Here is a 25,231-nt window from a genome sequence, read left to right on the forward strand (position 1 = left end):
TCCGCGCCGTTTCACCCCGGGCGAAGGCCAGGATCGGCCTCGCCGCTTTGCTGGCGAAGGCAACGACCGCCCGCGCAGTTTCGGCTCCGGCGAAGGCCAGGACCGTCCGCGCCGTTTCACCCCTGGCGAAGGCCAGGATCGCCCCCGCCGCTTTGCTGGCGAAGGCAATGACCGTCCGCGGCGTTTCGCCCCAGGCGAAGGCCAGGACCGTCCCCGCCGCTTTGCCGGTGAAGGCAATGATCGTCCACGCAATTTCGGCCCAGGCGAAGGCAACGATCGTCCACGCCGCTTCAGCCCCGGCGAAGGCCAGGACCGTCCGCGCCGCTTTGCGGGCCAGGGCGACGACCGCCCTCGCCGTCCCGCTCACGGTGGCGACAATGACCGTCCGCGCCGCGCCGGCGATGCCGGCCAGCGTGACTACCAGGGCGCCCGTGCGGAACGTACGGAACGTGCCGCACCCGTACAGAACGCGCCCCAGCCCAGCTCGGATGGCCTGGTACGCCTGTCCAAGCGGATGTCGGAACTCGGCCTGTGCTCGCGCCGCGAAGCCGATGAATGGATTCCGCGCGGCTGGGTACTGGTCGACGGGCAGCCCGTCACCGAACTGGGCTCGCGCATCAGCCCGGACGCCAATATCGAGATCAACCAGGCTGCACGCTCCGAGCAAGGCGAACGCGTGACCGTGCTGCTGCACAAGCCGGTCGGTTACGTGTCGGGCCAGGCCGAAGATGGCTATGAGCCCGCCGCCGTGCTGTTCGCGCCGGAAAACCAGTGGGAGCTGGACCCCACCCGCAAGCGCTTTGCCCCGTGGCAGCGCAAGAGCCTGGCACCTGCCGGCCGGCTCGACATCGACTCCACCGGCCTGCTGGTGCTGACCCAGGACGGCCGCGTTGCGCGCCACCTGATCGGCGAGGATTCGACCGTCGAGAAGGAATACCTGGTGCGGGTGAGCTGGGATTCGCCGGAAGGCCTGGTCGAGCGCGACATCTCGCACGTGTTCCCGGTGGAACTGATCGAGAAGCTGCGCCACGGCCTGTCGCTGGATGGCGAAGCGCTCAAGCCGGCCAAGGTGAGCTGGCAGAACGAGGAGCAATTGCGCTTCGTCCTGCGCGAAGGCAAGAAGCGCCAGATCCGCCGCATGTGCGAACAGGTTGGCCTGCGGGTCGTGGGACTGAAGCGCGTGCGCATGGGCCGCATCGTGCTGGGCGACCTGCCGGTGGGCCAGTGGCGCTTCCTCGGCGCCTTCGAGAAGTTCTGAGCGCCAGGCGAAAAAGCAAGCTGGCGGCCGCCATGGCCACCAGCGCGCATCTGCCGAGCCGCATACTCACCGGCTCGATCGCATGATGCCACGCGCCGTGCCATTGCCAGGCACGTGGCACTCGACACCCTAGCATCGCTTGCCCGGTCTGGCCGCCGGGACAAACCCAGCGGCCTCGCATAGCCAATGCCTCAAGCCATGCCGCAAGCGGGCGCCCTGCCCTGCGCCAATCGCTTCACAGCCGCGGCGCACGGCAAGCCGCGCCGTCCGCATTGGCCGTCTCCGCCAGCCCGAACACTGCCTTGGCGCCGCATTGCGAGCCAAGCATCCGGTGCTGGTTGTGCCCGACGCCTACCACCTCGAACGCCTGGTGGCGCACCGGCGGGCGCTGGCTGCCCATCGGCGCAGCAAGGTACTGCGCGTAGCGCAGGTAGCCGCGCGCGCGCTCCAGCCGGGTCGGGCCTTCGGCCTCGGCGCCGCAGGCCTTGTCGAGCACGCGGTGGTTGGGGTCGTTATCTTCCGAGCCCACAAGGTAGGTCACCTGGCGCTGGAGATAGCGGCGGAACAGCGCATCGCCGGTCGCACCGCGCGCATAGGGCACCATGTCGCGCATGCCGTAGCGGTATTTGTCGTAGTCCGCGCAAATGGCCGTGTCATAGGGCGCAAAGCCCTTGCCGCGTGGGCGCTCCGGCGTGAAATACAGATACGACGAAGGATTCGCCACTACGTAGCGCAGATCGATGCCGCCCGCGCGGATACGCTCGTCGACATTGTTCAGCACCGCATAGCGATGCACCAGTTGCGCGCCACCGGAGTGGCCGGCCACCGTCACGCGGGTCACCGCCGGAAAACGGGCCTTGTTGGTCACCATGCCGACGAGATCGTCCAGCACCTGCAGCGAGCTGACCGAGAACGGCGGGTTGACCGCATCCTCCCCGCTCATCCAGCCCTGCACGCTCCATATCGGCATGCCGTCGAAATGCTTGCCCTTGGCCGCATCCGGCGTGCCGGGGAAGTTCGGCGCGATGAGCAGCACCTCGTCGGGATTGCGCCCGGTTTGCTTGAGCAGCGCCGCGCCGGCCGCGAAGTAGTCGTCGCCGTTACGCTGCAGCCCGTGCTGGACGAAGATCACCTCGCGGATGCCGCGCAGGTCCGCGTCCAGCGGATGGTTGGCGTAGACCGGAAAATCGTAGGCGCCAGCGCCCGCGCCGAGCCTGACCCGCTGCCATTGGGGCGCGGCAGCTTGCGCCGCCGTGCCGGGCGCCGGTGCGGCCTGCTTCGCGCTCGCGGCACTGTCCACGCCCGGGGCGGCGCAGCCAAACTGGGCCGCCGCGGCTAGCGCAATCAGTGCAATCGATGCGCAATGCGCAAGGCGAAGTGTTTTCATGTCCTGTCTCCCGGTGCTCGATGCGGCGCGCCGCCTGGCGCGCGCCCGTGTTTTCGTTCGTAAAGCCGTGTCATCCTAGGCTCCCGCGACCTGGATGTAAAATATATGCCACAGTGGAAATACATATCGAAAAGATATGCCTTCTACAGCGCCCGGCCCGCAAAGACACCATGGAACTGAGACACCTTCGCTACTTTCTCGCGGTAGCCGAAACCGGCCACATCACGCGCGCCGCCGAGCAGCTCGGCATCCAGCAACCTCCGCTGTCGCAACAGTTGAAGGCGCTCGAGACGGAGCTAGGCGTGATCCTGTTCGAGCGCCAGCCGCGCGGTGTGGCGCTCACCGCCGCCGGGCACGCGCTGCGTACCGACGCGCTAGACATCTTCGCGCGCCTGGACCAGATGCGCCAGCGCATGCAACGCATGGCGCGCGGCGAGCAAGGCATGCTATCGGTCGGATTCACCAGCTCGGCAGCCGCGCATAAGCTGACGCCCGAGGTACTGCGCGCCTGCCGCCGCCGCTTTCCCGGCATCGCGCTCAAGCTCAGCGAGAACAACGCCGCCGAGGTCATCGAGCAACTCACCGCGGGCACGCTCGATGTCGCACTGCTGCGCGCGCCGGTGGGACGCCCCGAAGGCCTGCGTTTCGAGTTGCTGCTGGAAGAGGAAATGGTGATCGCGCTGCCGCTGGACCATCCGCTGCTGCGCAAGCGCGGCGCGCCGGCCCACGCAGCGGCCCAGGAAGCCATCTCGCTGCGCGCGCTGGCAGACGATGCGTTCATCCTGGTGCGGCGCCCGGGCGCGCCGGGCATGTATGGCGATCTGCTGAAGGTGTGCGAGCGGCTGGGCTTCACGCCGCGCGTGGGCGCTGAAGTCGAGCGCATGCTGAGCAACCTGAACCTGGTAGCCGCCGGCGCCGGCGTGACCGTGGTGCCAGCCTCGATGGCCGGGCTCAACCCGCACGGCGTGGCTTATCGCCGCATGGAAGAAGCCGACCAGCTGCGCGCGCCGCTGACCCTGGCTTACCGGGAGCGCGACGACAATCCCGCCTGCGCGGCGCTGGTCGCCCTGACCCACCGCATCGCGGCACGCCATCGCCGCCAGGGCAATCGCTGATCAGTCGTCGCGGGTCAGTCGTCGCCAGTCAGTCATCGCTATTCGGAGGCAGGTCGGGGAACAGCACATCGGTAAATCCGAAGCGCGTGAAGTCCGTCACCCGCATGGGATAGAGGATGCCCTGCAGGTGGTCGCATTCATGCTGCACCACGCGCGCGTGGAAATCCTCGGCCACGCGCTCGATGCGCCCGCCCATCAAGTCAAAGCCGGTGTACTTCAGGCGCGTGAAACGCGGCACCACCCCGCGCAGCCCCGGCACCGACAGGCAGCCTTCCCAGGCTTCATCCTGCTCCTCGCCAAGCGGCGTCAGCTCGGGATTGATCAGTACGGTCTTGGGCACGGTGGGGGCGTCGGGATAGCGCGGATTGCGGTCGAAGCCGAAGATCACCACCTGCAGGTCCACGCCGATCTGCGGCGCGGCCAGGCCAGCACCATTGGCGTGATCCATGGTGTCGAACATATCGTCGATCAGGATGCGCAACTCGGGCGTGTTGAAGCGCGTGACAGGGCGCGCTACCTGCAGCAGGCGCGGGTCGCCCATCTTGAGAATGTCACGGATCATGCTTGATCTCCGGTATTAAGCTCGGCCAGCAAAGCCAGCAAGGCGGCCTCGTCCAGCACGGGCACGCCGAGCGCCTCGGCCTTTTCCAGTTTGCTGCCGGCTTCCGCGCCAGCCACCACATAGTCGGTCTTCTTCGACACCGAGCCGGCCACCTTGGCGCCGGCCGCTTCCAGCTTTTCCTTGGCGTCTTCGCGCGACAGCGTGGGCAGCGTGCCAGTCAGCACGAACGTCTTGCCGGCCAGCGGCGCGGGCGCGGCGCGCTCCGCCGGCTCGCTTTCCGGCCAGTGCACGCCGGCTGCACGCAGTTGCTCGATGACTTCCACATTGTGCGGCTCGGCCAGGAAGTTGGCGATGGACTGCGCCACCACCGGCCCCACGTCGTTGACCTCCAGCAAGGCGGCCTCGTCGGCTGCCAGCAGCCCATCGAGCTTGCCGAAATGCTTGGCCAGGTCCTTGGCCGTCGCTTCGCCCACATGGCGGATGCCAAGCGAGAAGATAAAGCGGTTGAACGTGGTCTCGCGCGACGCCTCGATGGCTGCCACCAGGTTGGTGGCCGACTTGTCGGCCATCCGGTCCAGCGCGGCCAGCTTGGCGACGCCGAGCTTGTAGAGATCGGCCGGCGTGTGCACGATAGCCATGTCGACCAGTTGCTCGACCACCTTGTCGCCCAGGCCTTCGATATCCATGGCGCGGCGCTGCGCGAAATGCAGCAGCGCCTGCTTGCGCTGAGCCGCGCAGATCAGCCCACCAGTGCAGCGCGCGATCACCTCGCCTTCCAGCTTCTCGATGTGCGATCCGCACACCGGGCATGCGGTGGGCATGACGAAGGCGCGTGCGTCGGCGGGCCGGCGCTCCGGCACCACCGCCACCACTTCGGGAATCACGTCGCCCGCGCGCCGCACAATCACGGTATCGCCGATATGCACGTCCTTGCGGCGGATTTCGTCCTCGTTGTGCAACGTGGCATTGGTCACCGTCACGCCGCCCACGAACACCGGCGCCAACCGCGCTACCGGCGTGATGGCGCCGGTGCGGCCAACCTGCACCTCGATGTCTTCAACCACCGTGGTCATTTCCTGGGCCGGGAACTTGTGCGCCAGCGCGAAGCGCGGCGCGCGCGACACGAAGCCAAGGCGCTCCTGCTCGGCCAGCGCATTGACCTTGTACACCACGCCGTCGATGTCGTAGGGCAACACCGCGCGCCGCTCGCCCACTCCGCGATAAAAGCTCAGCAAGCCGTCCGCGCCCCGCACGACTTCGCGCTCCGTGCAGACCGGCATGCCAAACCCGGCGAACCAGTCGAGCATGGCGCTGTGCGTCTCGGGACGCGGCGCGCCTTGCAGCTCGCCCAGCCCGTAGGCAAAGAACGACAACGGACGCTTGGCGGTGATGCGTGGATCCAGCTGGCGCAGGCTGCCGGCGGCGGCATTGCGCGGATTGACGAAGGTCTTTTCCCCGGCCTCGGCCTGCCGCGCATTGAGCTTGTCGAATTCGCGGCGATACATGAAGACTTCCCCGCGCACTTCCAGCACCGCCGGCAAGGCCTCAGCTTCCCCGCGCAAGCGCAGCGGAATCGCCTTGATGGTGCGCACGTTGACGGTCACGTCCTCGCCGGTTTCGCCGTCGCCGCGGGTGGCGGCCTGCACCAGCCGGCCGGCCTCGTAGCGCAAGGACATGGCCAGGCCATCGAACTTCAGCTCGCAGGCATACTCCACCGCCTCGGCGGCGCTGAACAGGTCGGCCGCGCCCTCGGCTGGGGCGGCACGCCCCAGCCCCTGCGCGCAACGACGGTCGAAGGCCAGCACATCCTCATCCTCGAAGCCGTTGTTGAGCGACAGCATCGGGATGGCGTGGCGCACCGTATCGAAGGCCGACAGCGGCTGGCCGCCCACGCGCTGCGTGGGCGACTCAGGTGTCAGCAATTCGGGATGCCTGGTCTCGATGTCCTGCAATTCGCGGAACAGCGCGTCGTACTCGGCATCGGGCACCGACGGCGCATCGAGGACGTAGTACTGGTAATTGTGGCGCTCCAGCTCGGCGCGCAGCCAGTCGGCGCGCGCGGCGGGAGAATCGCTGACAGGCGCGGGGGCTTGCGCCGCCGCACCTTCTGGTTTGGTGCTCATGCTGAAGGACTGAATCCGTTGTCGTCGTTATCGTCGATGCCGAACTGGCGTATCAGAGACTGAACAAACGTAGCGTCACCGGCGAGCCCGCGGGCATGCCGCGGGCTTCCAGCTTGTCGTAGAGTGTTTGAAGCTGGCCGAAGATGGCGACGAAGGACGATTCGCTCAACGGCCGCATATTGTCGTCGACCAGTTGCGCGCCCATGCGCTGCGCCAGGCTGTAGCCGTACTCGCACACGGTCTTGAACGGCTTGGTCGCCTGCGCCGCGGACGGCACATCGAGCAGCAGCGTGATCTGGCGGCCGGCCTTGGCCGTGAGGTCATCGCGCAGGAAGTTGGTATCGCCGAACTGCAGCGTAAACAGCGCCCGCTGCACGCCCTCGGCGTTGGCCTGATAGCGCGTGAAGCGAGTGCCGTCGCGCGACAGGACCAGCCCGTCCTGGGTCGCCACCGTCTGCACATAAGCGGCCGACCACGGCGCGCCGTCGGAGATCACGTTGACGCCAAGCTGCACATCGCAACTGGCGGCAAACGCATCCAGCTCGCGGCCGTTGGCGACCGTCTCGGTCATGTCGGGCAGATCGGCCGAGGCGTCGAGCGCTTCTGCCAGCGCTTCCACCGCATTGACGAACTCCGAAAACTCGAGCGCATTGAGCGCGCCGCCGCGGTTGGCAAGCTGCACCGCTACCTGCAGGTCTTCGTACTGATGGCCGGCGGTGACCGGCTCCCAGGCATTGGCTTCGCTGCGTAGGCCTTCGATGTGCACCTGCTTGGTCCCCGCACGGCGCAGGCGGCCGGTGAGCGGCAGGATGCGATCGCCCGAGCTTTTGCGCTCCAGGTGCAGCGGCACGATGCAGTCGATCAGCGGATCGATGACGGCCGGTGTGGGCTGGCCATCGAGCGCAACGGGCTCCAGCTGCGCTGCCTTGGCAGGCGCGGCCTCTTGCTTGGGCTTTATCTGTTCGGTTCGTTCCGCGTGCTCCGCATGTTCTGCGTATTCTTCATGGTCTGCAACGTCATGCGATTCGGCGGGCCCGGCAGACTCTCCCGCCTCCTCGGCATGCACGGGCTTGCCGGCAGCCGCATGGGGCGCATGGACCGACGACGGCGCCGCGGCAACGGCGACTTCATCCGCCAGGGCTTCGTCGGCATCGGCTGAGCTGGCGGCCATGCCAGCCGCCACGGCGGCGGCGTCCAGCGGCGAAGCCGACAACGTGGGCTCGCGCCGCTCGACCTGATGCTCGGGCAATGGCTCGTGCAGCTTGGCGCTGACTTCCGGCTTGACCACCGGGCTTACCACCGGCTCGCGCATCGGCGGCAGGTCGTCTTCGGGCTGCAGCGCGCGCGGGCGGCGCGCCTTGCGGATCTGCCACTGGTTGTAGGCGACTACCAGCAGCAGCAGGACAATGCCTGCAACGATCAGGGCGGTCTGGAGCGTCATGCTGCCTCCGCCATCGAGAGCGCTGCGTCCATATCCACGGCGACGATACGCGATACACCTTGCTCTTGCATCGTCACGCCAATCAACTGGTGTGCCATTTCCATTGCGATTTTATTGTGGGAAATGAAGACGAACTGGGTCTTGTCCGACATGCGCGCCACCATATTGGCGTAGCGCTCCGTATTGGCATCGTCCAGCGGCGCGTCCACCTCGTCGAGCAGGCAGAACGGCGCCGGGTTGAGCTGGAACATGGCGAACACCAGCGCGATGGCCGTCAGGGCCTTCTCACCGCCCGACAGCAGGTGGATGGTCGAGTTCTTCTTGCCTGGCGGCTGCGCCATCACCTGCACGCCGGCGTCGAGGATTTCGTCGCCGGTCATGATCAGCTTGGCTTGCCCGCCACCGAAGAGCGACGGGAACAGCTCGCCGAAGTGATGGTTGACCTGGTCGAAGGTCCCTTGCAGCATCGCGCGGGTTTCCTGGTCGATCTTGTGGATCGCGTCTTCCAGCGTGGTGATGGCGTCGATCAGGTCGGCCGACTGCGCATCGAGGAAAGTCTTGCGCTCGCGCGCCGCCGCCAGTTCGTCCAGCGCGGCCATGTTCACCGGCCCGAGCGCGTTGATGGCGTTGTTCAGGCGCGTGACCTCACCCTGCAGGTAGGAGGGCTTGAGATCGGGCGTGAGCTTCTCGGCCAGCACTGCCTCGTCCACCTCGGCGGTCGTCAGTTGCTCGCTGAACTGCTCCTGGTTCAGGCGCGCGGCCTGTTCCTTCAACTGGTACTCGGTGATGCGGTCGCGCAGCGGCTGCAGGCTACGCTCGGCGGCCAGGCGCTGGTCGTCGTACTGGCGCAACTGCGCCGACAGCGCATCGAGCTCGGTGCGGGCGAGCTGGAGTTTTTCTTCCTTCTCGGCACGGCGCTCCAGCGCATCCTGCAGGCCAGTGTGGGCGGTCTGCTCATTGATGGTTTCCAGCTCGACGCGGGCATCTTCCAGCGACTGGGCAAGACGCTCCGACTGGTCGCCCGCGGTCTGGATATTGCGGCGCAGCTCGTCGATGCGGTTAGCCAGGTTGCGCTCGGCGAACAGCGCTTCCTGCGCCGCGCGCTCGAAGTCGCGCAGCTGGTGCCGCGCCGATGACAGCTTGCTGTCCAGCGCCTCGAAGGCCATCTGGTGGTCTTCGTGCGTGGACTGCATCTCCGCCAGCGCGGCGTCGTGCTGCTCGAAGCTGGCTTCGGACTCGGCGCGGATGGCGCGCTGCTCTTCGATCTGCGCGGCGATTTCGGCCAGTTCCTCACGGATCTGGCCGCTGCGCGCGGCGTAGCGCTCCATGGCCTGCGACAGCTTGAGCACATCCATCTGCAGCGCGTGCACGCGGCGTGTGGCCTGCTCGCTGCGTCCGCGGGCCTCGGTGAGCGCGGCGCTGGCCTGGGTGTAGGCAGCCTCGGCGCGAACCGCCTGGCTCTTGGCTTCGTCGGACAGCAGCAGCTGGGCGCGCGCCTGCTTCTGCAGGTTTTCGATTTCCTGCTCGCGGGCCAGCATGCCGGCCTGTTCGGAATCGGCCGCATAGAGGTGGACCGAGCTGCGGCCCACCAGATGGCCCTCGGCCACGACGAACGACGCGCCTTCGGGCAGCGTGGCACGCTGGGCCAGCGCCGACGCCATGTCGGTGGCGATGTAGATATCGGCCAGCCAGTCCTGCATCACGGCCCGGATGCCGGGCTCGGTGATCTGCACCAGCGCCATCAGCGGACGCATGCCGGCGGGGGTTTCCTGCGGGCGCGCGGCCGGCGGCGGCGAGTAGAAGGCCAGCTTGGCGGGCGGCGCGTCGGACAGGAAGGACTTGATCCAGTCCAGGTTGGAGACTTCGAGCGCGCCGAGCTTTTCGCGCAGCACGGATTCCAGCGCGCTTTCCCAGCCCGGCTCGATATGGAGCTTCTTCCACAGGCGCGGCAGTTCGGCCAGGCCGTGCTTGGCCAGCCAGGGCTGCACCTTGCCTTCGGTCTGCACGTTTTCCTGCAACTGCTTTAGCGCGGCCAGGCGCGCTTCCAGCGCCCCGATCGCGGCGGCCTCGCGCTGCACGCGTTCCTGCGCGCTGCGGCGCTCGCCGTCCAGGCGCGGCACGCTGTCGGCGGAGTCAGCCAGGATGGCCTGCGCCTCTTCCAGCACGGCTTCCTGTTCGGCCAGCTCGGCGCGTTGCTCTTCCAGGCGGGTTTCATCGGGGCGGTCCAGCCCCTTTTCTTCCCCGGACAAGCGCTCGCGGCGTTGCTCCAGCTGCTGCAGCATCTGGTCGGCGCTGCGCTGCTGCGCGGCCTCCAGCTTGAGCGCCTGCTCAGCCTGCATGATGCTGGCGCGCTGCTCGTTGGACAGCACCTGGGCATCGCGCCACTGGGCTTCCAGCGTGGGCAGCTCATCGGTCTTGTGCGCCACGGCCTCCTGGGCTTCGATGGTGCGGCCTTCGGCCACCGCCAGCTCTTCCTCGGCCTGCGCCAGGGCATCGGTAGCCTGCTCGGCCTTGCCTTGCCACTGCTCGCGCTGCGCCGTCAGTGCGGCGATCTGCGCCTGCACGCGATTGCGCGACTCCACCACATAGCGGATCTCGGCCTCGAGCTTGCTGACCTCGGCATTGGCCTCGTACAAGCCGCCCTGCGCGGTGTGCATATTGTCAGAGGCGGCGTAATGCGCTGCGCGCATGGTCTCGAGCTCGGCCTCGACGTGACGCAGTTGCGCGGTTTGCGCTTCCAGGTCGATCTGTGCCTGCTCGATGGCACGCGTGTGCCGCTCCTGCTCGGCCTGGGCCTCGCGCTTGCGCAGCAGCCACAGCAGGTGCTGCTTTTCCTCGCCGTCGGACTGCAAGGTCTTGAAGCGCTGGGCCACTTCGGCCTGCCCTTCGAGCTTGTCCAGGTTGGTGCCGAGCTCGCGCAGGATGTCTTCCACGCGGGTCAGGTTCTCGCGCGTGTCGGACAGGCGGTTTTCGGTTTCGCGGCGGCGTTCCTTGTACTTGGACACTCCTGCGGCTTCTTCCAGGAAGATCCGCATGTCATCGGGCTTGGCCTCGATGATGCGCGAGATCATGCCCTGCCCGATGATGGCGTAGGCGCGCGGCCCCAGGCCGGTGCCCAGGAAGATGTCCTGGATATCGCGGCGGCGCACGGCCTGGTTATTGATGTAGTAGGAGGACGTGCCGTCGCGGGTCAGCACCCGCTTGACGGCGATTTCGGCGTATTGGCTCCATTGCCCGCCGGCGCGCCCCTCAGGGTTGTCGAACACCAGTTCGACGCTGGCGCGGCCAGCCTGTTTGCGCGCGGTGGAGCCATTGAAGATCACGTCCTGCATGGACTCGCCGCGCAGCTCGGAGGCGCGCGACTCGCCCAGCACCCAGCGCACCGCATCGATGATGTTCGATTTGCCGCAGCCGTTGGGACCGACGATGCCGACCAGTTGGCCGGGCACTTGAAAATTGGTGGGATCGACGAAGGACTTGAAGCCCGCCAGCTTGATCGAGGACAGTCGCACGGTTGGTCGTGGGGTATCTAGCGTAATGCAGCGTTCAGGAGAGCCGGGCCCCAACGAGAAGCGGGGCCGACGCGTGCCGGTTGCGCCCCATGCCTTCTCTCTTGTGCCCGATAGATGGCGCTAATCATACCATCGCGCCTTCGGCGTCCGGGCGCTTTCCGGGCTAAGCGCAAGCCATTTCCCCAAGGGAGTTTGGGCCGCTTCCGATACACCCCGTGCGGTTCACGCCCCACACTTGCGGCGATGCTGCCATGCGGCTAAAGGCCACCACCCTGCGCTTAACGTCGTCGCACTTCTTGGCACCGGCGGGAAACTTCCAAGGGTTAGTGCTAGTCTCTTATTGTCAGCGTGATCCTTGAGGCCCATTGCACCTGCCGCCCCGTTCCCGGCGCAATGGCTGCCTCCGGCCAACACGGAACCCGGCTTCGCGACCCTTCTGGGAGTGTCCAGCATGACCGCCTTCTTACCGGCGATATCCGACAGCAGCTTGCCCGGCCAAGATGCCGTGAATGTGCCCAAAACGCCACAATGGTCCTTGGGCGACATCGATTTCCAGGCCATCGACACCGCCCTTGTCCGGCCCGATCGGGAGTTGTTCTACCTGCTGGTGTCGGCGTCCTTTGTCGAAAGCGGCTCGGACACGTACGCCGGCAACCTGGCCAACTACTACGCCGCCAATCCCGAGGCCTCCGGCTGGCTGTCCGAACACTGGGAGGCGGAGGAGCTGCAGCACGGCCTGGCCCTGCGGCGCTACGTGGAACATGTCTGGCCCGAGTTCGACTGGGAGCGCGGCTATGCGCGGTTCTTCGACGAATACCGCCATACCTGCTCGATCGACAATTTCGAACCCACGAAAGCCCTTGAGATGGCAGCGCGCTGCGTGGTCGAGACGGGCACCGCAGCCCTCTACCGCTCTCTGGAGCAAGCCAGCGACGAGCCGGTGCTGCGCAACCTGACGCGGCGCATCGCTGACGACGAGGTGCGCCACTACAAGCACTTCTACCGCTACTTCAACACCTTCAACGGCGTGGAACGGCTCGGCCGCCTGCGCGTACTGGGCGCCTTGGTGCGCCGCTTGCTGGAAATCAAGAACGAAGACGCGGAGATCGCGCTGCGCAATGTGCTGCGCATCGAGCGCGGCACCGAGGATATCCCGCAACGGGACGTGCGCAAGCTCAACTCCCGGGTGAGCGCCGTGATCCGGCGCAACCTGCCGATCGAGATGACGGTCAAGATGCTGCTCCGCCCGCTGCACCTGCATGCCGGCGTGGAACGCGCCATCCGCAAGCCGCTGGTGGCGGTGGTGTCGCGGGCGATGCTTTATTGAGGCGCGGCGCCAGCTATTGCGGCTGTAGCGCCTGGTCCGCCGCACCGGCGGCATCGTTGCCGCGACGCGCCTTGGTGCGGTGCACCAGCCCCGACAAGGCGCCAGCCGCCACGATGCACAGGCCGCCGGCGGCCTCCTTCCAGCTCAGCGTCTCGGTCGCCAGCCACCACGACGACACCGCCGCGATCACGATCTCGAACAGCATCAGCAGCGATACCCGGTTGGCCGGCAGGCGCTGCAGTCCGTACTGGACCACCGAATTGCTCAGCACCAGCGTGGCGGCGAGGCCCAGCATCAGCGCCACGCCGCCCCAGCCGATCACCGGCGCCAGCGCCACACCGCCCGGCTCCAGCAACAGCGCGCACGGCAGGCCGACCGCGGTGCAGCCCACGTAGACCATCACGGTGCGCAGGCGCGCATCCATCTCCGGGTAAAGCTGCCCGGCCCGGCGCGACAGCACATTGTTGACGGCAAAACCCATGCCGCCGATCAGGCCGGACCATTCCGCCGCGTGCGTTGGCAGCGGCAGGCCCACTTCCGGCGTCCACAGCATCAGCCCCGCGCCAAACAGCGCCAGCACCACCAGCAGCAAGCCGGATGCCGACAGTTTCTCGCCCAGGAAGACGCGGGCAAACAAGGCCGTCCATACCGGCGTCAGGTAGAACAGCAGCAACACCCGCATCACATGGCCGTTGACGCTGCCCCATACAAAGCCGGCGTTGGTCACACCCGCCGCCAGCCCGATCGCCACGAACAGCCACGACCAGCGCAGGCCGCCCAGGTGGCGGGCGAAGGCCACCAGGGCGATCAGCGCGGCCATGGCGCTCACCAGCGCGGCTGCCGTCATGCCACCCAGCCCCCAGCCGGCGAGCAGCCGGTAGGGGAACCAGGCGATGCCCCAGACCGAGGCGCCCAGCAGGATGGACAAGGTGGATTTGAAGGCATGCGGGTCGGCCGGGGCCGAAGCGGTGGAAGTGGCGGGCAGATTGCTCATGGGAAAACGGTTAAGGCTGCCACTTGGGCAGCCAGTCAGCATTCGGTATCGGAAAAGCACCGCGGCGCGACCGGGGCCGGTCGCGGACGGCCGGGGATAGGCAGGGACAAGCCGGCGCGGCGTGCCGGCAAGGCCTTGCCGGCACGCGGGAATGCGCGGCAATCCTTTATAATGACCGGCTTTGAGCTTGGCCCTACCGGCCTGAACCCGATCGTGAATCCCCGCCTCGACCTGCTCCAGCCCTATCCGTTCGAGAAACTGCGCGCGCTGCTGGCTGACGTCAAGCCAAACGGCGCGCTGCCCGCGATCAGCTTCGGCATCGGCGAACCCAAGCACCCCACGCCCGAATTCATCAAGACAGCGCTGTCAAACGCGCTGCAAGGGCTGGCGAATTATCCCACAACGGCCGGATCGGATGCACTACGACAGTGCATGGCCACGTGGATCCAGCGCCGCTACAACCTGCCGGCGGTCAATGCCGCCACCCAGGTGCTGCCGGTCACCGGCTCGCGCGAGGCCTTGTTCGCCTTCGCCCAGACCGTGGTCGACGCCAGCCAGCCCGGCGCGCTGGTGCTGTGCCCCAACCCGTTCTATCAGATCTATGAAGGCGCGGCCCTGCTGGCCGGTGCCACGCCGGTATTTGCAAACAGCGATCCGGCGCGCAACTTCGCGCCCGCTTTCGACCGCATTAGCGCCGAGACCTGGGCCAAGGTGCAGCTGGTCTTTGTGTGCTCTCCGGGCAACCCGACCGGTGCCGTGCTGTCGCTGGAAGACTGGCGCGAGCTGTTCGCGCTGTCCGACCGCCATGGCTTCGTGATCGCCTCGGACGAGTGCTACTCCGAGATCTACTTCAAGGAAGGCGAGCCGCCGCTGGGCGCGCTGGAAGCCGCGCACAAGCTGGGCCGTGCCGAAGGCGCCCATCCCTTCGAGCGCCTGGTGATGTTCTCCAGCCTGTCCAAGCGCTCCAACGTACCGGGCCTGCGCTCGGGCTTCGTGGCCGGCGATGCCGCCCTGCTGAAGAAATTCCTGCTATACCGTACCTATCACGGCGGCGCCATGAACCCGGCGGTGCAGACCGCCAGCGTGGCGGCCTGGAACGACGAGGCCCATGTGCGCGACAATCGCGCCGCCTACGTACGCAAGTTTGCCGAGGTCACGCCGATGCTGGCCGAGGTGCTGGACGTGGCCTTGCCCGATGCCGGCTTCTACCTGTGGGCGGATGTCTCGCGCACCGGCCTGTCCGACACCGAGTTTGCCGCGCGGCTGCTGGCCGAGCAGAACGTTACCGTGCTGCCGGGCAGCTACCTGGCGCGCGAGGCCGACGGCATCAACCCGGGCGCCAACCGCGTGCGCATGGCGCTGGTGGCCACGCCCGAGGAGTGCCTGGAAGGCGCGCGCCGCATCGTCGCCTTCTGCAAGTCGCTGGGCTGAAACCAGCGGATGCGGGCAAAGTGCACCGCGCCGCACACACCGTATTTTGTTGTAGACAACGATCAACCACTGAAAACACGCATATGACGCAAGCACTGCAAGCCCTGATCGACCAGGCATGGGAAGACCGCGCAAGCCTCTCGCCCAAGTCCGCCCCCAACGACATCCGCGAAGCCGTGGCCAACGTGATCGGCCAGCTCGACACCGGCGCCCTGCGCGTAGCCGAGAAGCAAGGCAAGGAATGGATCGTCAACCAGTGGATCAAGAAGGCCGTGCTGCTGTCGTTCCGCCTGGAAGACAACGCGCCGATGTCCGCTGGCGGCTTCGCCCAGTTCTACGACAAGGTGCCGACCAAGTTCGCCAACTGGACCGCTGACGACTTCGCCAAGGGCGGCTTCCGCGTGGTGCCCCCGGCGGTCGCCCGCCGTGGCTCGTTCATCGCCAAGAACGCCGTGCTGATGCCCTCGTACGTCAACATCGGCGCCTACGTCGATGAAGGCACCATGGTCGACACCTGGGCCACCGTCGGCTCGTGCGCCCAGATCGGCAAGAACGTCCACCTGTCCGGCGGCGTCGGCATCGGCGGCGTGCTCGAGCCGCTGCAGGCCAACCCGGTCATCATCGAAGACAACTGCTTCATCGGCGCGCGCTCGGAAGTGGTCGAAGGCGTGATCGTGGAAGAAAACTCGGTGATCTCGATGGGCGTGTACCTCGGCCAGTCGACCAAGATCTATGACCGCGAAACCGGCGAGATCCACTACGGCCGCGTGCCGGCTGGCTCGGTGGTGGTGGCGGGCAACCTGCCCTCCAAGGATGGCAAGTACAGCCTGTACTGCGCCGTGATCGTCAAGAAGGTGGACGCGCAAACCCGCGCCAAGACCAGCCTGAACGACCTGCTGCGCGGCGACTGATCTCGCCCGCTGCATCGAGGGGAGCGCCCCTGGCCCGCAAACGTGCGCGTGCACGGCCGGCCTGAACCGGAATGCCGGTTCAGAACGCTAACGCTCCCCTCACCCCTTTTTCCTTTTCCCTTTTCCCGCTCTCCAACGGTTCCCGCTCAATGGATACCGCCGCCGGCCGCCGCTGGCCCGCCCTTCGCAAGCGACTCATGGCCCTGGACCCGACCACTGTCACCACCGTTCTCTCGCTGCTGCCCACGATCCTCGAACAGGCCAACAAGACCATCGAGAAGATCAAGAAAGGCAAGCGCCGCGATGGCAGCGCCGACATGCCCGGCCAGGACGCGCGTGACCCTGCCGCGCGCATTGCGGAGCTGGAAAACGCCGCCATGCAGCAGGCCGAGGCCGTCAAGCTGCTGGCCGAGCAACACGCCATCACCATCGAGGCCCTGCGCCGCGAAGCCGCACGGCTGGACCGCCGGCTGCGCCTGATGACGGCGGTGGCCATGGCTGGTTTCGCGCTGGGCCTCGCCGGCCTGGTGGTCGCCCTCAACCTCTTGCTGCGCTAGCCCCGGCTGGCCCCGAATTCGCCATGACTGTCCTGCTCTACGGCATTCCCAACTGCGATACCGTCAAGAAAGCCCGCACCTGGCTGGAATCCAACGGTGTGGATTACACCTTCCACGACTTCAAGAAGCAAGGCGTGGACGAAGCCATGCTGCGCGGCTGGCTCGCGCATGTGCCGCTCGCCACCCTGCTCAACCGCAAAGGCACCACCTGGCGCGCGCTGTCCGACGCGGACAAGGCGCTTGCAGAACAGGAAGCCGGCGCGATTGCGCTGATGCAGCAAAGCCCGTCGCTGATCAAGCGGCCGGTGCTGGCCCACAAGGGCAGCGTCAGCGTGGGGTTTTCACCGGATAATTACGCCAGCCTTTTTTAAGCCCGATGGCAGCGCCAGGACATGCGCGCTGCCAGGACGCAAGACTCGAACCATGCACCCCGCCGGACTCCGGCGCCACGCGCCTCCTCGCTGCCACCATGAACCCCACCCTCGCCCTCACCGAAGACCTGATCCGCCGCCGCTCCGTCACGCCCGCCGATGAAGGCTGCCAGGCCGTGCTGGAAACCCGCCTGAAGGCGCTGGGCTTCGCCTGCGAAGCCATCGTCAGCGGCCCGGACGACTTCCGCGTGACCAACCTGTGGGCCGTCAAGCGCGGCACGCGCGGCCAGGACGGCAAGCTGCTGGCCTTTGCCGGCCACACCGACGTGGTACCCACCGGCCCGCTGGAGCAATGGGGCTCCGACCCCTTCCTGCCCAGCCACCGCGACGGCAAGCTGTACGGCCGCGGCGCCGCCGACATGAAGACCTCCATCGCTGGCTTCGTGGTAGCTATCGAAGAATTCGTGCAGGCCCACCCGGACCACGCCGGCTCCATCGCCTTGCTGATCACCAGCGACGAGGAAGGCCCCGCGCACGATGGCACCGTCAAGGTGGTCGAAGCGCTGAAGGCGCGCGGCGAGCGACTCGATTACTGCGTGATCGGCGAGCCCACCTCGGTCGACACGCTCGGCGACATGGTCAAGAACGGCCGGCGCGGCTCGCTCTCGGGCAAGCTCAGCGTCAAGGGCGTGCAAGGCCATATCGCCTACCCGCATCTGGCCAAGAACCCCATCCACCTGGCCGTGCCCGCATTGACCGACCTGGTGAACGAGCGCTGGGACGAAGGCAACGAGTACTTCCCCGCCACCAGCTGGCAGATGTCGAATATCCACGGCGGCACCGGCGCCACCAACGTGATCCCCGGCCATGTCACCGTCGATTTCAATTTCCGCTTCTCCACCGCCAGCACGCCCGACGGCCTGAAGGCGCGCGTGCATGCCATCCTGGACCGCCACCAGCTCGACTACGACCTGGACTGGACCCTGGGCGGCGAGCCCTTCCTGACCGCGCGCGGCGACCTTTCCGAAGCGCTGGCTGGCGCCATCGCGGCGGAAACGGGCATCAAGACCGAGCTGTCCACCACCGGCGGCACCTCGGATGGCCGCTTTATCGCCAAGATCTGCCCGCAGGTGATCGAGTTCGGGCCGCCCAATGCAAGCATCCACAAGATTGACGAGCACGTGGAAGTGCGATTTATCGAACCCCTCAAGAACATTTACCGTGGCGTGCTGGAACGCCTGATCGCCTGATCGCCGCGGACCAGAAAAAGACGTTATGGCAACCTCCTCCCCCCTGCTCACCGTGCGCGACCTGCTGCGCTTCGCGGTATCGCGCTTCACCCAGGCCAAGCTGTCCTTTGGCCACGGCAGCGCCAATGCCTACGACGAAGCCGCGTACCTGACGCTGCATACGCTGCACCTGCCGCTGGACACGCTCGACCCGTTCCTCGACGCGCGCCTGCTGCCCGAAGAAGTCGACGCCGTGCTGCAGGTCATCGAGCGCCGCGTGACCGAGCGCGTGCCCGCGGCCTATATCACCAACGAGGCCTTCATGCACGGCCTGCGCTTCTACGTGGACTCGCGCGTGATCGTGCCGCGCAGCTTCGTTGGCGAACTGCTGCATGAAGGACTGGAACCGTGGGTAGGCGACAGCGCCGAAATCGGCCCGGTGCTGGAGCTGTGCACCGGCTCGGGCTGCCTGCCCATCATCGCCGCGCATGTCTGGCCGAAGGCCCGCATCGATGCGGTCGACATCTCGCCGGATGCGCTGGCTGTGGCCCGCCGCAATGTGGCGGACTACAAGATGGAAGACCGCATCAGCCTGTATGAGGGCGACCTGTACGCACCGCTGCCCGCAGGCGCCAAGTACGATGTGATCCTCACCAACCCGCCCTACGTCAACGAAACCTCCATGCAAGCGCTGCCGGCCGAATACCAGGCCGAGCCGCGCATCGCACTGGCTGGCGGCGACGACGGCATGGACGTGGTACGGCGCATCATCGCTGGCGCCAAAGCGCACCTGAACCCGGGCGGCGCGCTGGTGGTGGAGATCGGCAACGAGCACGCCAATGTGGAGGCCGCGTTCCCCGGACTGGAGATCGTCTGGCTGCCGGTCAGCGCTGGCGAGGAACAGGTGTTCCTGCTGACTTACGAAGCACTGCCAGGTTGAAGGCGTGCACAAGACACGGCCGCAGATTCCTGCGGCCGTCTTTCTTCGCAATGGATGCCAGCCGCGACGGCCGGATAGTTCGCTCAGTCCCTCACCATCCCGCCAGCCCCTTCACCACCGCCTCCCTGACCTGCTCCACCACGCTCGCCCGCCAGTCGTCCGCATCCCCATAAAAGGCATGCCACATCGCCTGCCGAATCAAATTCCGCTGGCCTTCATCCGCCTCCGGGTGCAGGTGCAGCCAATGATCGCCACGTAATGCCTCCAACACCTCGGTAACAGGCAAGGTGCCGAACTCCAGCGCGATGCCGCTATACGCCAGCGTCGGCAACGTCTGCGGCGCGGCCACCCAGGCCATGCCGTTGAGATTGGCCGATGCCGACGAGCCATCGTAGATCGAGGTGACATTGCTGCCCCAGATAGCGCGCACCTTGCCGATTGCCTCTTCGCGGTCCGGCCCCATGTAAATCGGCTCACCGTAGCCCCAAGGCCCCAGGCCGGTATGCAGGTCGATCCAGCGCAGGGCTTCGCGCCCGGCGCCGAAGCGCGCCAGGATGCGGCGCAGCGTGTAATTGCTCCAGGTCGCCTTGTTGCCGCCGAAGAACAGCCCTTCGGGCGCCTGATACTGGCCCGCGCTCACCGCCGCCTGGTACCAGGGCAGGCCTTTCTCGGCCACCGCCTTCATCAGCGCGGCCTGGTCGGTCTCGGAGGGCGGCCAGTGCTCGGGCAGCAGCATGGGCGCCACCTCGGCATACGGCGCGTTGTCGGGCAGCGGCTGGGTGAAATCCATGAAATTGCGGTTGAGATCAACGTTGTCTTCGTTGACCCGGCGCATATGCGAGAAGCCGTAGGGATTGACCGCATGCACCAGCAGCAGCGCCACGCCCGCGCCGGCGCACGCCTGCAGCAGATCCGCGTCGCCCAGCATGGCGACCTGCGCCCCGGAGCCGCAGAAGCCTTCCACGCCGTGCATGCCTGAAGTCACCATGAGCACGCGCCCGGCCTCGGCGCCGCCCACCCAGGCGACATCCATGGCGAGTTCCTCGTCGGCGCAGCCGCGCTTGGTGGGATGGGGAAAATCGGTCAGGGTGCCGCCGGCAGCCTGGGCCGCGTCACGGAATTTCTGCCGGGCTTCGACATAACTGCGGGAAAAGCTGGTGTGCAAGGACATGACAGCAGATTTCGCGCTTGGCGAGGAGTGGGGGTGCCGCTATTAAACGCCAACTTGGCCGGCATTGCCATCCGAAGCCGCCCGAAGCCGGGCAGCTAGCCTTTGCCGCCCTTGGCGCCCTTCTCGTTCTTGGCACCCAAATCGCCCTTCTCGCCCTTGGCGGCATCCGCCGGCACCGCCTCACGCAGCAACAGGGAGCGGAACGCATGCGGATGCATCTGGATGCCTGCCGCGGCGATCTGGGCGGCGGACAGCACCAGGTGGCGCGCCAGCCAGTCATGGATGCTGCGCAGGAACCGGCGCTGCTCGACGCGGTTGGACTCCTGGATCACGCGCTCCAGCTTGACGTGCGCGGTGTAGACATCGAGCAGGTTGATGGTCTTGAGCTTGGGCGGCGTGGTTGCGCTGCGCTCGATGGCGAGAATGCGCTTGACCTGGGCATCCGGCAGCTCGCCGGTCTCAAGGAAGGACTGATACACCGCTTCGAGCGCAGGAAAACGCACGGTGGGTTGCACGCGCGGCACGCCGGCCACCTTTTCCATGCGCAACACGAGGTAACGAATGGCGGCTGTACGCCGCAGCGCGGCGTCGCTGGCCTTGCCTTGGCGGCCGCCGCCCGCCGCGCCGCGGGAACGCGCAGCGGCCGGACCGGTGGCCTCGAACTCGTCGTTGTCCGGCGCGGTCGCTTCGGGCACGGGCTGGCCGGCGTCCCGCTCGGTGTAGTCTGGCACCAGGTACAACAGGTCTGGCTCAGCAAGCACGGCCCGCGCGCAGGCCTCGCCAAAGGGGTACTCGTGGCCTTGCCCGTCGCGCAGGATAAAGGCCTGGCCGTTACCGAAGCCGTGGTGCCGCCCACGGCCGACCTGCTGCCGGCAGCGCGTGCCGGGCTCGACAAAATCCTTGCGTACGGGAGTCCAGCTCCCGTCGTTGACTGCGATCATGAATCTGCTTGTACCTGCCGTGATGAGTGCTGCAAAGTGGCTTATGGCTTGCGGGGCGCCGCCGGCGGCTGCCACCCGCCATTGTCCACCATGCGGCCAGCAGCGGCACAACCGGGCACAACAGGCCAGGGCGCAGCCTACTTCAGCATGAACGACATCGCCGACAGGCAGTTCAGCATGCGCACGGCCGCCTGCACCGAGGCGGCGTCGAATACCAGCGTGACGCCGTCCACGCGCTCCAGCGTGGGCCACTGGCAGAACAGGTCGGCGAACGCCGGGCTCTGGGTCTGCAGGCGGCAACGGATCGGGCCGTCGATCTTCAGGGGGCGCCCGTCCGCATTGCGCACCGCCACTTCGGCGGCAGCAGCGATGGCCTGGCGCGAGGCGGCCAGCGACAGCGTGGTGCCGCTGCCCTGCCCGCCGGCCTCCTTGGTCTGTACGTAGCGCACCCAGGGCATCAGCGGTCGGGTCTCTTCCACGAAGATATCGTCACCGCTGGCCATCAGCACCGGCACGCCGAATTCGCCCGCCAGGGCGCCGTAGATCCCGGCCTCGCCCAGCTCCTGGCCGTCGAGCCAGATGCGGGCGAACGCGCTGCTGTTGATGGTGTGGGCGAGGATCCCGCGGCTTTGCGCGCGGCCGTGGTAGCCGATCATGAAGACGCCGTCGCAGCCGTGCACCCCGGCCATCATGCCAAGGTAGCGCGGCTTGCCCAGCACCAGGCGCGCGCGCGGGTCGAGCTGATCCGGCAGCAGGTTGCGAAAGCCGCCGTGGGAGTCGTTGACCAGCACTTCGGCCGCGCCGCCCGCGAAGGCGCCCTGCACGGCGGCATTGGCTTCGGCCGTCATCCAGGCGCGGGCGCGTTCGTACTCGCCGTTGCCGGCGCGGGTCTGCTCGGGATGGAATACCCCGGCTACGCCTTCGATGTCGGTGGAAATCAGGATCTTCATGGCTTGTGGAAATTCAGTTCGTCGGTGCCGCGCGCAGCAGCCATTGCGGCAGCTCGGGCATCAGTTCGCGCAGCGCGACACGCTGGTGCCCATCACGGCCACGTACGGTTTCGGCCTGCCACAGCGCATGCAGGATGGCCTGCTCAATGCTGTCGGCGGCGGCATGGAACAGCGCATCGAGCCGGGTTTCATGCAGCATGGCCAGCGCCGGCATGGGCGCGCCGGCTTGTTGCGGCACGGTGTAGGCGGTGGAAAAAGCGAGCGCGATGTCGCCCGAGCCGTGGCCGAATACCGAGCCGGTGCGCGCCAGGCCCGCCCCCGCGCGTAGCGACAGGCGGCGCAGCTGGCGGGCGTCGAGCGGCGCGTCGGTGGCCAGGATCATGATGATCGAGCCTTTCTCCGGCCCTGACTCCGCCGGCGTTTGCGTATGCGCCTGGAGCCGTTCGGCCAGCAAGCCGCCAAGGCGTGCGCCGGCCACGGTAAAGCTGGGCAAGGTGCCGAAGTTCGCCTGCACCAGCACGCCCACATGGTATTCGCCCACCTGGCGGGAGGCGGAGCCGATGCCGCCTTTCAGTCCGAACGACGACATGCCGCGCCCTGCGCCGACAGCGCCCTGCGCGAAATCCACGCTGGCCGCGGCGCAGGCTTGCGCATAGTGCGCCTCCTGCACGGCCATCGCCTGTATGTCGTTCAGGTAGCCATCGTTGCACTCGAACACCAGCGGGTTGACCGTGGGCCAGGCGCGGCCGATCTCCGGGTTGGCCGCGATGGCCTGCCGGATCTGCGCCTGCGACAGCGCGCCCACGGCAAAGGTGTTGCTCAGCGCGATGGGCGTCTCCAGCACGCCGAGCTCTTCCACCTGCACCAGGCCCACGCTCTTGCCAAAGCCATTGAGCACGGTCGCGGCGGCCGGCACCTTGTCGGTGAACAGGTTGCCGCCGTGCGGCAGCACCACCGTCACACCGGTCTGGCAGGCGCCGTCGGCCAGCGTGCATTGGCCAACCGCCACGCCCGGCACGTCGGTGATGCTGTTGCGCGCGCCGGCTGGCAACGCGCCGATATGCGGCATGGATCCGGACATCCGCGTGCGCTCCTTAGCGCCGGTCGATCTTCGGGTCCAGCGCGTCGCGCAGGCCGTCGCCCAGCAGGTTGAACGCCAGCACGGTCAGGAAGATGGCCAGGCTGGGGAAAATCGCCACATGCGGCGCGGTCACCATGTCGGCGCGGGCTTCGTTGAGCATCGCGCCCCACTCCGGCGTGGGCGGCTGCGCGCCGAGGCCCAGGAAAGACAGGCTGGCCGCGGTGATGATCGAGGTGCCGATACGCATCGAGAAATACACCACGATGGACGAGATGGTGCCCGGCAGGATGTGGCGCATCAGGATGGTGAAGTCGGACGCGCCGATGCTGCGCGCGGCTTCCACATACGTCAGGCGCTTGAGCATCAGCGTATTGCCGCGCACCAGGCGGGCGAACGCCGGGATGCTGAACACCGCCACCGCGAAGATCACGTTGGTCATGCCGTTGCCGAGGATGGCGACGATGCCGATCGCCAGCAGGATGCCGGGGAAGGCGAACAGCACATCGGAGATACGCATCACGATGCGGTCCCACCAGCCTTCGTAGTAGCCGGCCAGCAGGCCGAGCACGGTGCCCACGATGGCGCCGATGATCACCGAGAAGAAGCCCGCCGCCAGCGAGATGCGGGCACCGGCCAGGATGCGGCTGAAGATGTCACGCCCCAGCGAATCGACGCCAAACCAGTGCGCGGCGGAGGGGCCGGCATTGAGCGCGTCGTAGTCGAAGAAATTCTCCGGATCGTAAGGCACCAGGTGCGGGGCGAGGACCGCCACCGCCACCAGCAGCAGCACGAACACGCCGGCGCCGAGCGCCAGGTGCTGCTTGCGGAATTTGCGCCAGAACTCGGTCCAGGGCGTGCGCACGGCTTCTTGCGTGGCGGCTGCGGCCGGAACGGCGGGCTCGCCGTTGGCGGGCGTGGATAGCTGGGTCATGCCGGCCTCACTTACTTGTAACGAATTGCGGGGTTGATGACGGTGTACAGCACGTCGACCACCAGGTTGATCAGGATGAACTCGAGCGAGAACAGCAGCACCTCGGCCTGGATGACCGGGTAGTCGCGCATCTCGACCGCGTCCACCAGCAGGCGTCCGAGGCCAGGCCAGTTGAACACCTTTTCCACCACGATCGAGCCGCCCAGCAGGAAGCCGAACTGCAGGCCCATCATGGTCACCACGGGAATCATGGCGTTGCGCAGGCAGTGCTTGGCCACCACCAGGAACTCGCCCACGCCCTTGGCGCGCGCGGTCCGCACGAAATCTTCATTCAGCACCTCGACAAAGGAGGCGCGGGTAAAACGTGCCATCACGGCGGCCACCGCGGCGCCCAGCGTGATCGACGGCAGGATGTAGTGCTTCCAGGTATCGGCGCCGATCGACGGTAGCCAGCCCAGCTGCACCGAGAACACCTCCATCAGCAGCATGCCCAGCGCGAAAGCGGGAAACGAAATGCCGGACACGGCGAGCGTCATGCCGAAGCGGTCGGGCCAGCGGTTGCGCCAGACGGCCGAGCTGATCCCGATCACCATGCCGAAGATCACCGCCCAAACCATCGAGGCCAGCGTCAGGTACAGGGTCGGCATGAAGCGGTCGCCGATTTCCTCGCTGACCGGCCGCTTGGTGCGCAGCGAATTGCCAAACTCCCAGCGCACGGCGTTCGAGAAGAATTGCACGAACTGCTCGGGCAGCGGCTTGTCCAGGCCGAGATCGCGGCGCACCAGTTCCACCGTGGCCTGGTCGGCCTCGGGGCCGGCCGCGAGCCGGGCGGGATCGCCGGGCAACAGGTGGACGAACAGGAACACCAGCACTGCCACGATCAGCAATGTGGGGATCACGCCCAGGAATCGTTTGAGAAAGTAATTCAGCATGATGCACCGGATGATTAAAGACCGCGGGCCGCCCGCCCTGCCCCCGCGACTGTGGGCAGGCGGCCGT

General features: G+C 67.1%; 21 protein-coding genes. 9 read left to right on the forward strand and 12 right to left on the reverse strand.

What is annotated here, in order from left to right:
- Nucleotides 1-1,258: pseudouridine synthase (locus tag AC1RQC_RS01250; RefSeq protein ID WP_492882305.1), on the forward strand; the 1,258-nt coding region annotated here is incomplete at its 5' end.
- Between the two features lie 235 nt (nt 1,259-1,493).
- Here AC1RQC_RS01250 and AC1RQC_RS01255 read toward each other — a convergent pair.
- Nucleotides 1,494-2,645, reverse strand: coding sequence for a hypothetical protein (locus AC1RQC_RS01255; protein WP_492808595.1), 1,152 nt, complete (start codon nt 2,643-2,645; stop codon nt 1,494-1,496).
- Nucleotides 2,646-2,815: 170 nt separating this feature from the next.
- Between AC1RQC_RS01255 and AC1RQC_RS01260 the strand changes: the two genes are divergently transcribed.
- Nucleotides 2,816-3,760, forward strand: a complete 945-nt coding sequence (locus AC1RQC_RS01260; RefSeq protein WP_492826360.1) for a LysR family transcriptional regulator — start codon at nt 2,816-2,818, stop codon at nt 3,758-3,760.
- 28 nt (nt 3,761-3,788) lie between these two features.
- Here AC1RQC_RS01260 and def read toward each other — a convergent pair whose 3' ends face one another.
- The 4 genes from def to smc are packed head-to-tail and all read right to left on the reverse strand — an operon-like array spanning nt 3,789 to nt 11,398.
- Complete coding sequence (def, locus tag AC1RQC_RS01265) at nt 3,789-4,322, reverse strand: peptide deformylase (protein ID WP_492371695.1); 534 nt, start codon at nt 4,320-4,322, stop codon at nt 3,789-3,791.
- Nucleotides 4,319-6,445, reverse strand: coding sequence for an NAD-dependent DNA ligase LigA (gene ligA, locus AC1RQC_RS01270; RefSeq protein ID WP_492882306.1), 2,127 nt, complete (start codon nt 6,443-6,445; stop codon nt 4,319-4,321). The genes def and ligA overlap by 4 nt, the downstream gene beginning before the upstream one ends.
- A 52-nt stretch (nt 6,446-6,497) precedes the next feature.
- Nucleotides 6,498-7,886, reverse strand: a complete 1,389-nt coding sequence (locus AC1RQC_RS01275; RefSeq protein ID WP_492371693.1) for a cell division protein ZipA C-terminal FtsZ-binding domain-containing protein — start codon at nt 7,884-7,886, stop codon at nt 6,498-6,500.
- The gene (gene smc, locus AC1RQC_RS01280; protein WP_492882307.1) at nt 7,883-11,398 is read right to left on the reverse strand and encodes a chromosome segregation protein SMC; all 3,516 of its coding nucleotides are present in this window, start codon (nt 11,396-11,398) and stop codon (nt 7,883-7,885) included. The genes AC1RQC_RS01275 and smc overlap by 4 nt, the downstream gene beginning before the upstream one ends.
- Before the next feature lie 451 nt (nt 11,399-11,849).
- On the opposite strand from smc, the gene AC1RQC_RS01285 reads away from it, so the two are divergent.
- Nucleotides 11,850-12,725 (forward strand): ferritin-like domain-containing protein, encoded by an 876-nt coding sequence (locus tag AC1RQC_RS01285; RefSeq protein WP_492808604.1) that lies wholly within the window; start codon nt 11,850-11,852, stop codon nt 12,723-12,725.
- A gap of 13 nt (nt 12,726-12,738) precedes the next feature.
- On the opposite strand, the gene AC1RQC_RS01290 is transcribed toward AC1RQC_RS01285, so the two are convergent.
- On the reverse strand, nt 12,739-13,719 hold the full coding sequence (locus tag AC1RQC_RS01290) for a DMT family transporter (RefSeq protein WP_492371690.1): 981 nt from the start codon (nt 13,717-13,719) through the stop codon (nt 12,739-12,741).
- Between the two features lie 213 nt (nt 13,720-13,932).
- Between AC1RQC_RS01290 and dapC the strand changes: the two genes are divergently transcribed.
- The 6 genes from dapC (at nt 13,933) to prmB (ending at nt 19,158) form a co-directional block, all read left to right on the forward strand.
- Entirely contained in the window at nt 13,933-15,150 is a 1,218-nt protein-coding gene (gene dapC / locus AC1RQC_RS01295; RefSeq protein WP_492808685.1) for a succinyldiaminopimelate transaminase, read from the forward strand.
- Nucleotides 15,151-15,233: 83 nt separating this feature from the next.
- Nucleotides 15,234-16,061 carry a 2,3,4,5-tetrahydropyridine-2,6-dicarboxylate N-succinyltransferase gene (dapD, locus tag AC1RQC_RS01300; protein WP_043346976.1) on the forward strand — a complete coding sequence of 276 codons (828 nt, stop codon included), beginning with the start codon at nt 15,234-15,236 and terminating at the stop codon, nt 16,059-16,061.
- Between the two features lie 197 nt (nt 16,062-16,258).
- The gene (locus tag AC1RQC_RS01305; RefSeq protein WP_492371689.1) at nt 16,259-16,618 is read left to right on the forward strand and encodes a hypothetical protein; all 360 of its coding nucleotides are present in this window, start codon (nt 16,259-16,261) and stop codon (nt 16,616-16,618) included.
- A 23-nt stretch (nt 16,619-16,641) separates the two neighbouring features.
- Nucleotides 16,642-16,989 (forward strand): ArsC family reductase, encoded by a 348-nt coding sequence (locus AC1RQC_RS01310; protein WP_150983508.1) that lies wholly within the window; start codon nt 16,642-16,644, stop codon nt 16,987-16,989.
- A 98-nt stretch (nt 16,990-17,087) separates the two neighbouring features.
- Nucleotides 17,088-18,239, forward strand: a complete 1,152-nt coding sequence (dapE, locus tag AC1RQC_RS01315) for a succinyl-diaminopimelate desuccinylase (protein ID WP_492882308.1) — start codon at nt 17,088-17,090, stop codon at nt 18,237-18,239.
- Nucleotides 18,240-18,264: 25 nt separating this feature from the next.
- A complete protein-coding gene (gene prmB, locus AC1RQC_RS01320) occupies nt 18,265-19,158 on the forward strand; it encodes a 50S ribosomal protein L3 N(5)-glutamine methyltransferase (RefSeq protein ID WP_183031221.1) in 894 nt (297 codons plus the stop codon).
- Between the two features lie 91 nt (nt 19,159-19,249).
- On the opposite strand, the gene AC1RQC_RS01325 is transcribed toward prmB, so the two are convergent.
- From AC1RQC_RS01325 to gsiC, 6 genes are all read right to left on the reverse strand, one after another.
- The gene (locus AC1RQC_RS01325; protein WP_492808610.1) at nt 19,250-20,329 is read right to left on the reverse strand and encodes a M14 family metallopeptidase; all 1,080 of its coding nucleotides are present in this window, start codon (nt 20,327-20,329) and stop codon (nt 19,250-19,252) included.
- 95 nt (nt 20,330-20,424) lie between these two features.
- Nucleotides 20,425-21,270, reverse strand: a complete 846-nt coding sequence (locus tag AC1RQC_RS01330; RefSeq protein ID WP_492882309.1) for a hypothetical protein — start codon at nt 21,268-21,270, stop codon at nt 20,425-20,427.
- 137 nt (nt 21,271-21,407) lie between these two features.
- Nucleotides 21,408-22,220: a M55 family metallopeptidase gene (locus AC1RQC_RS01335; protein WP_492882310.1), complete on the reverse strand. Its 813-nt coding sequence runs from the start codon at nt 22,218-22,220 to the stop codon at nt 21,408-21,410.
- A gap of 13 nt (nt 22,221-22,233) precedes the next feature.
- Entirely contained in the window at nt 22,234-23,301 is a 1,068-nt protein-coding gene (locus tag AC1RQC_RS01340; RefSeq protein ID WP_492826373.1) for a DmpA family aminopeptidase, read from the reverse strand.
- 13 nt (nt 23,302-23,314) lie between these two features.
- Nucleotides 23,315-24,232 (reverse strand): glutathione ABC transporter permease GsiD, encoded by a 918-nt coding sequence (gene gsiD, locus AC1RQC_RS01345; RefSeq protein ID WP_183031225.1) that lies wholly within the window; start codon nt 24,230-24,232, stop codon nt 23,315-23,317.
- 11 nt (nt 24,233-24,243) lie between these two features.
- The gene (gene gsiC, locus AC1RQC_RS01350) at nt 24,244-25,164 is read right to left on the reverse strand and encodes a glutathione ABC transporter permease GsiC (RefSeq protein WP_416048798.1); all 921 of its coding nucleotides are present in this window, start codon (nt 25,162-25,164) and stop codon (nt 24,244-24,246) included.
- Nucleotides 25,165-25,231: the final 67 nt, after the last annotated feature.

The organism is Cupriavidus sp. GW822-FHT03E04 (genome assembly GCF_058801495.1).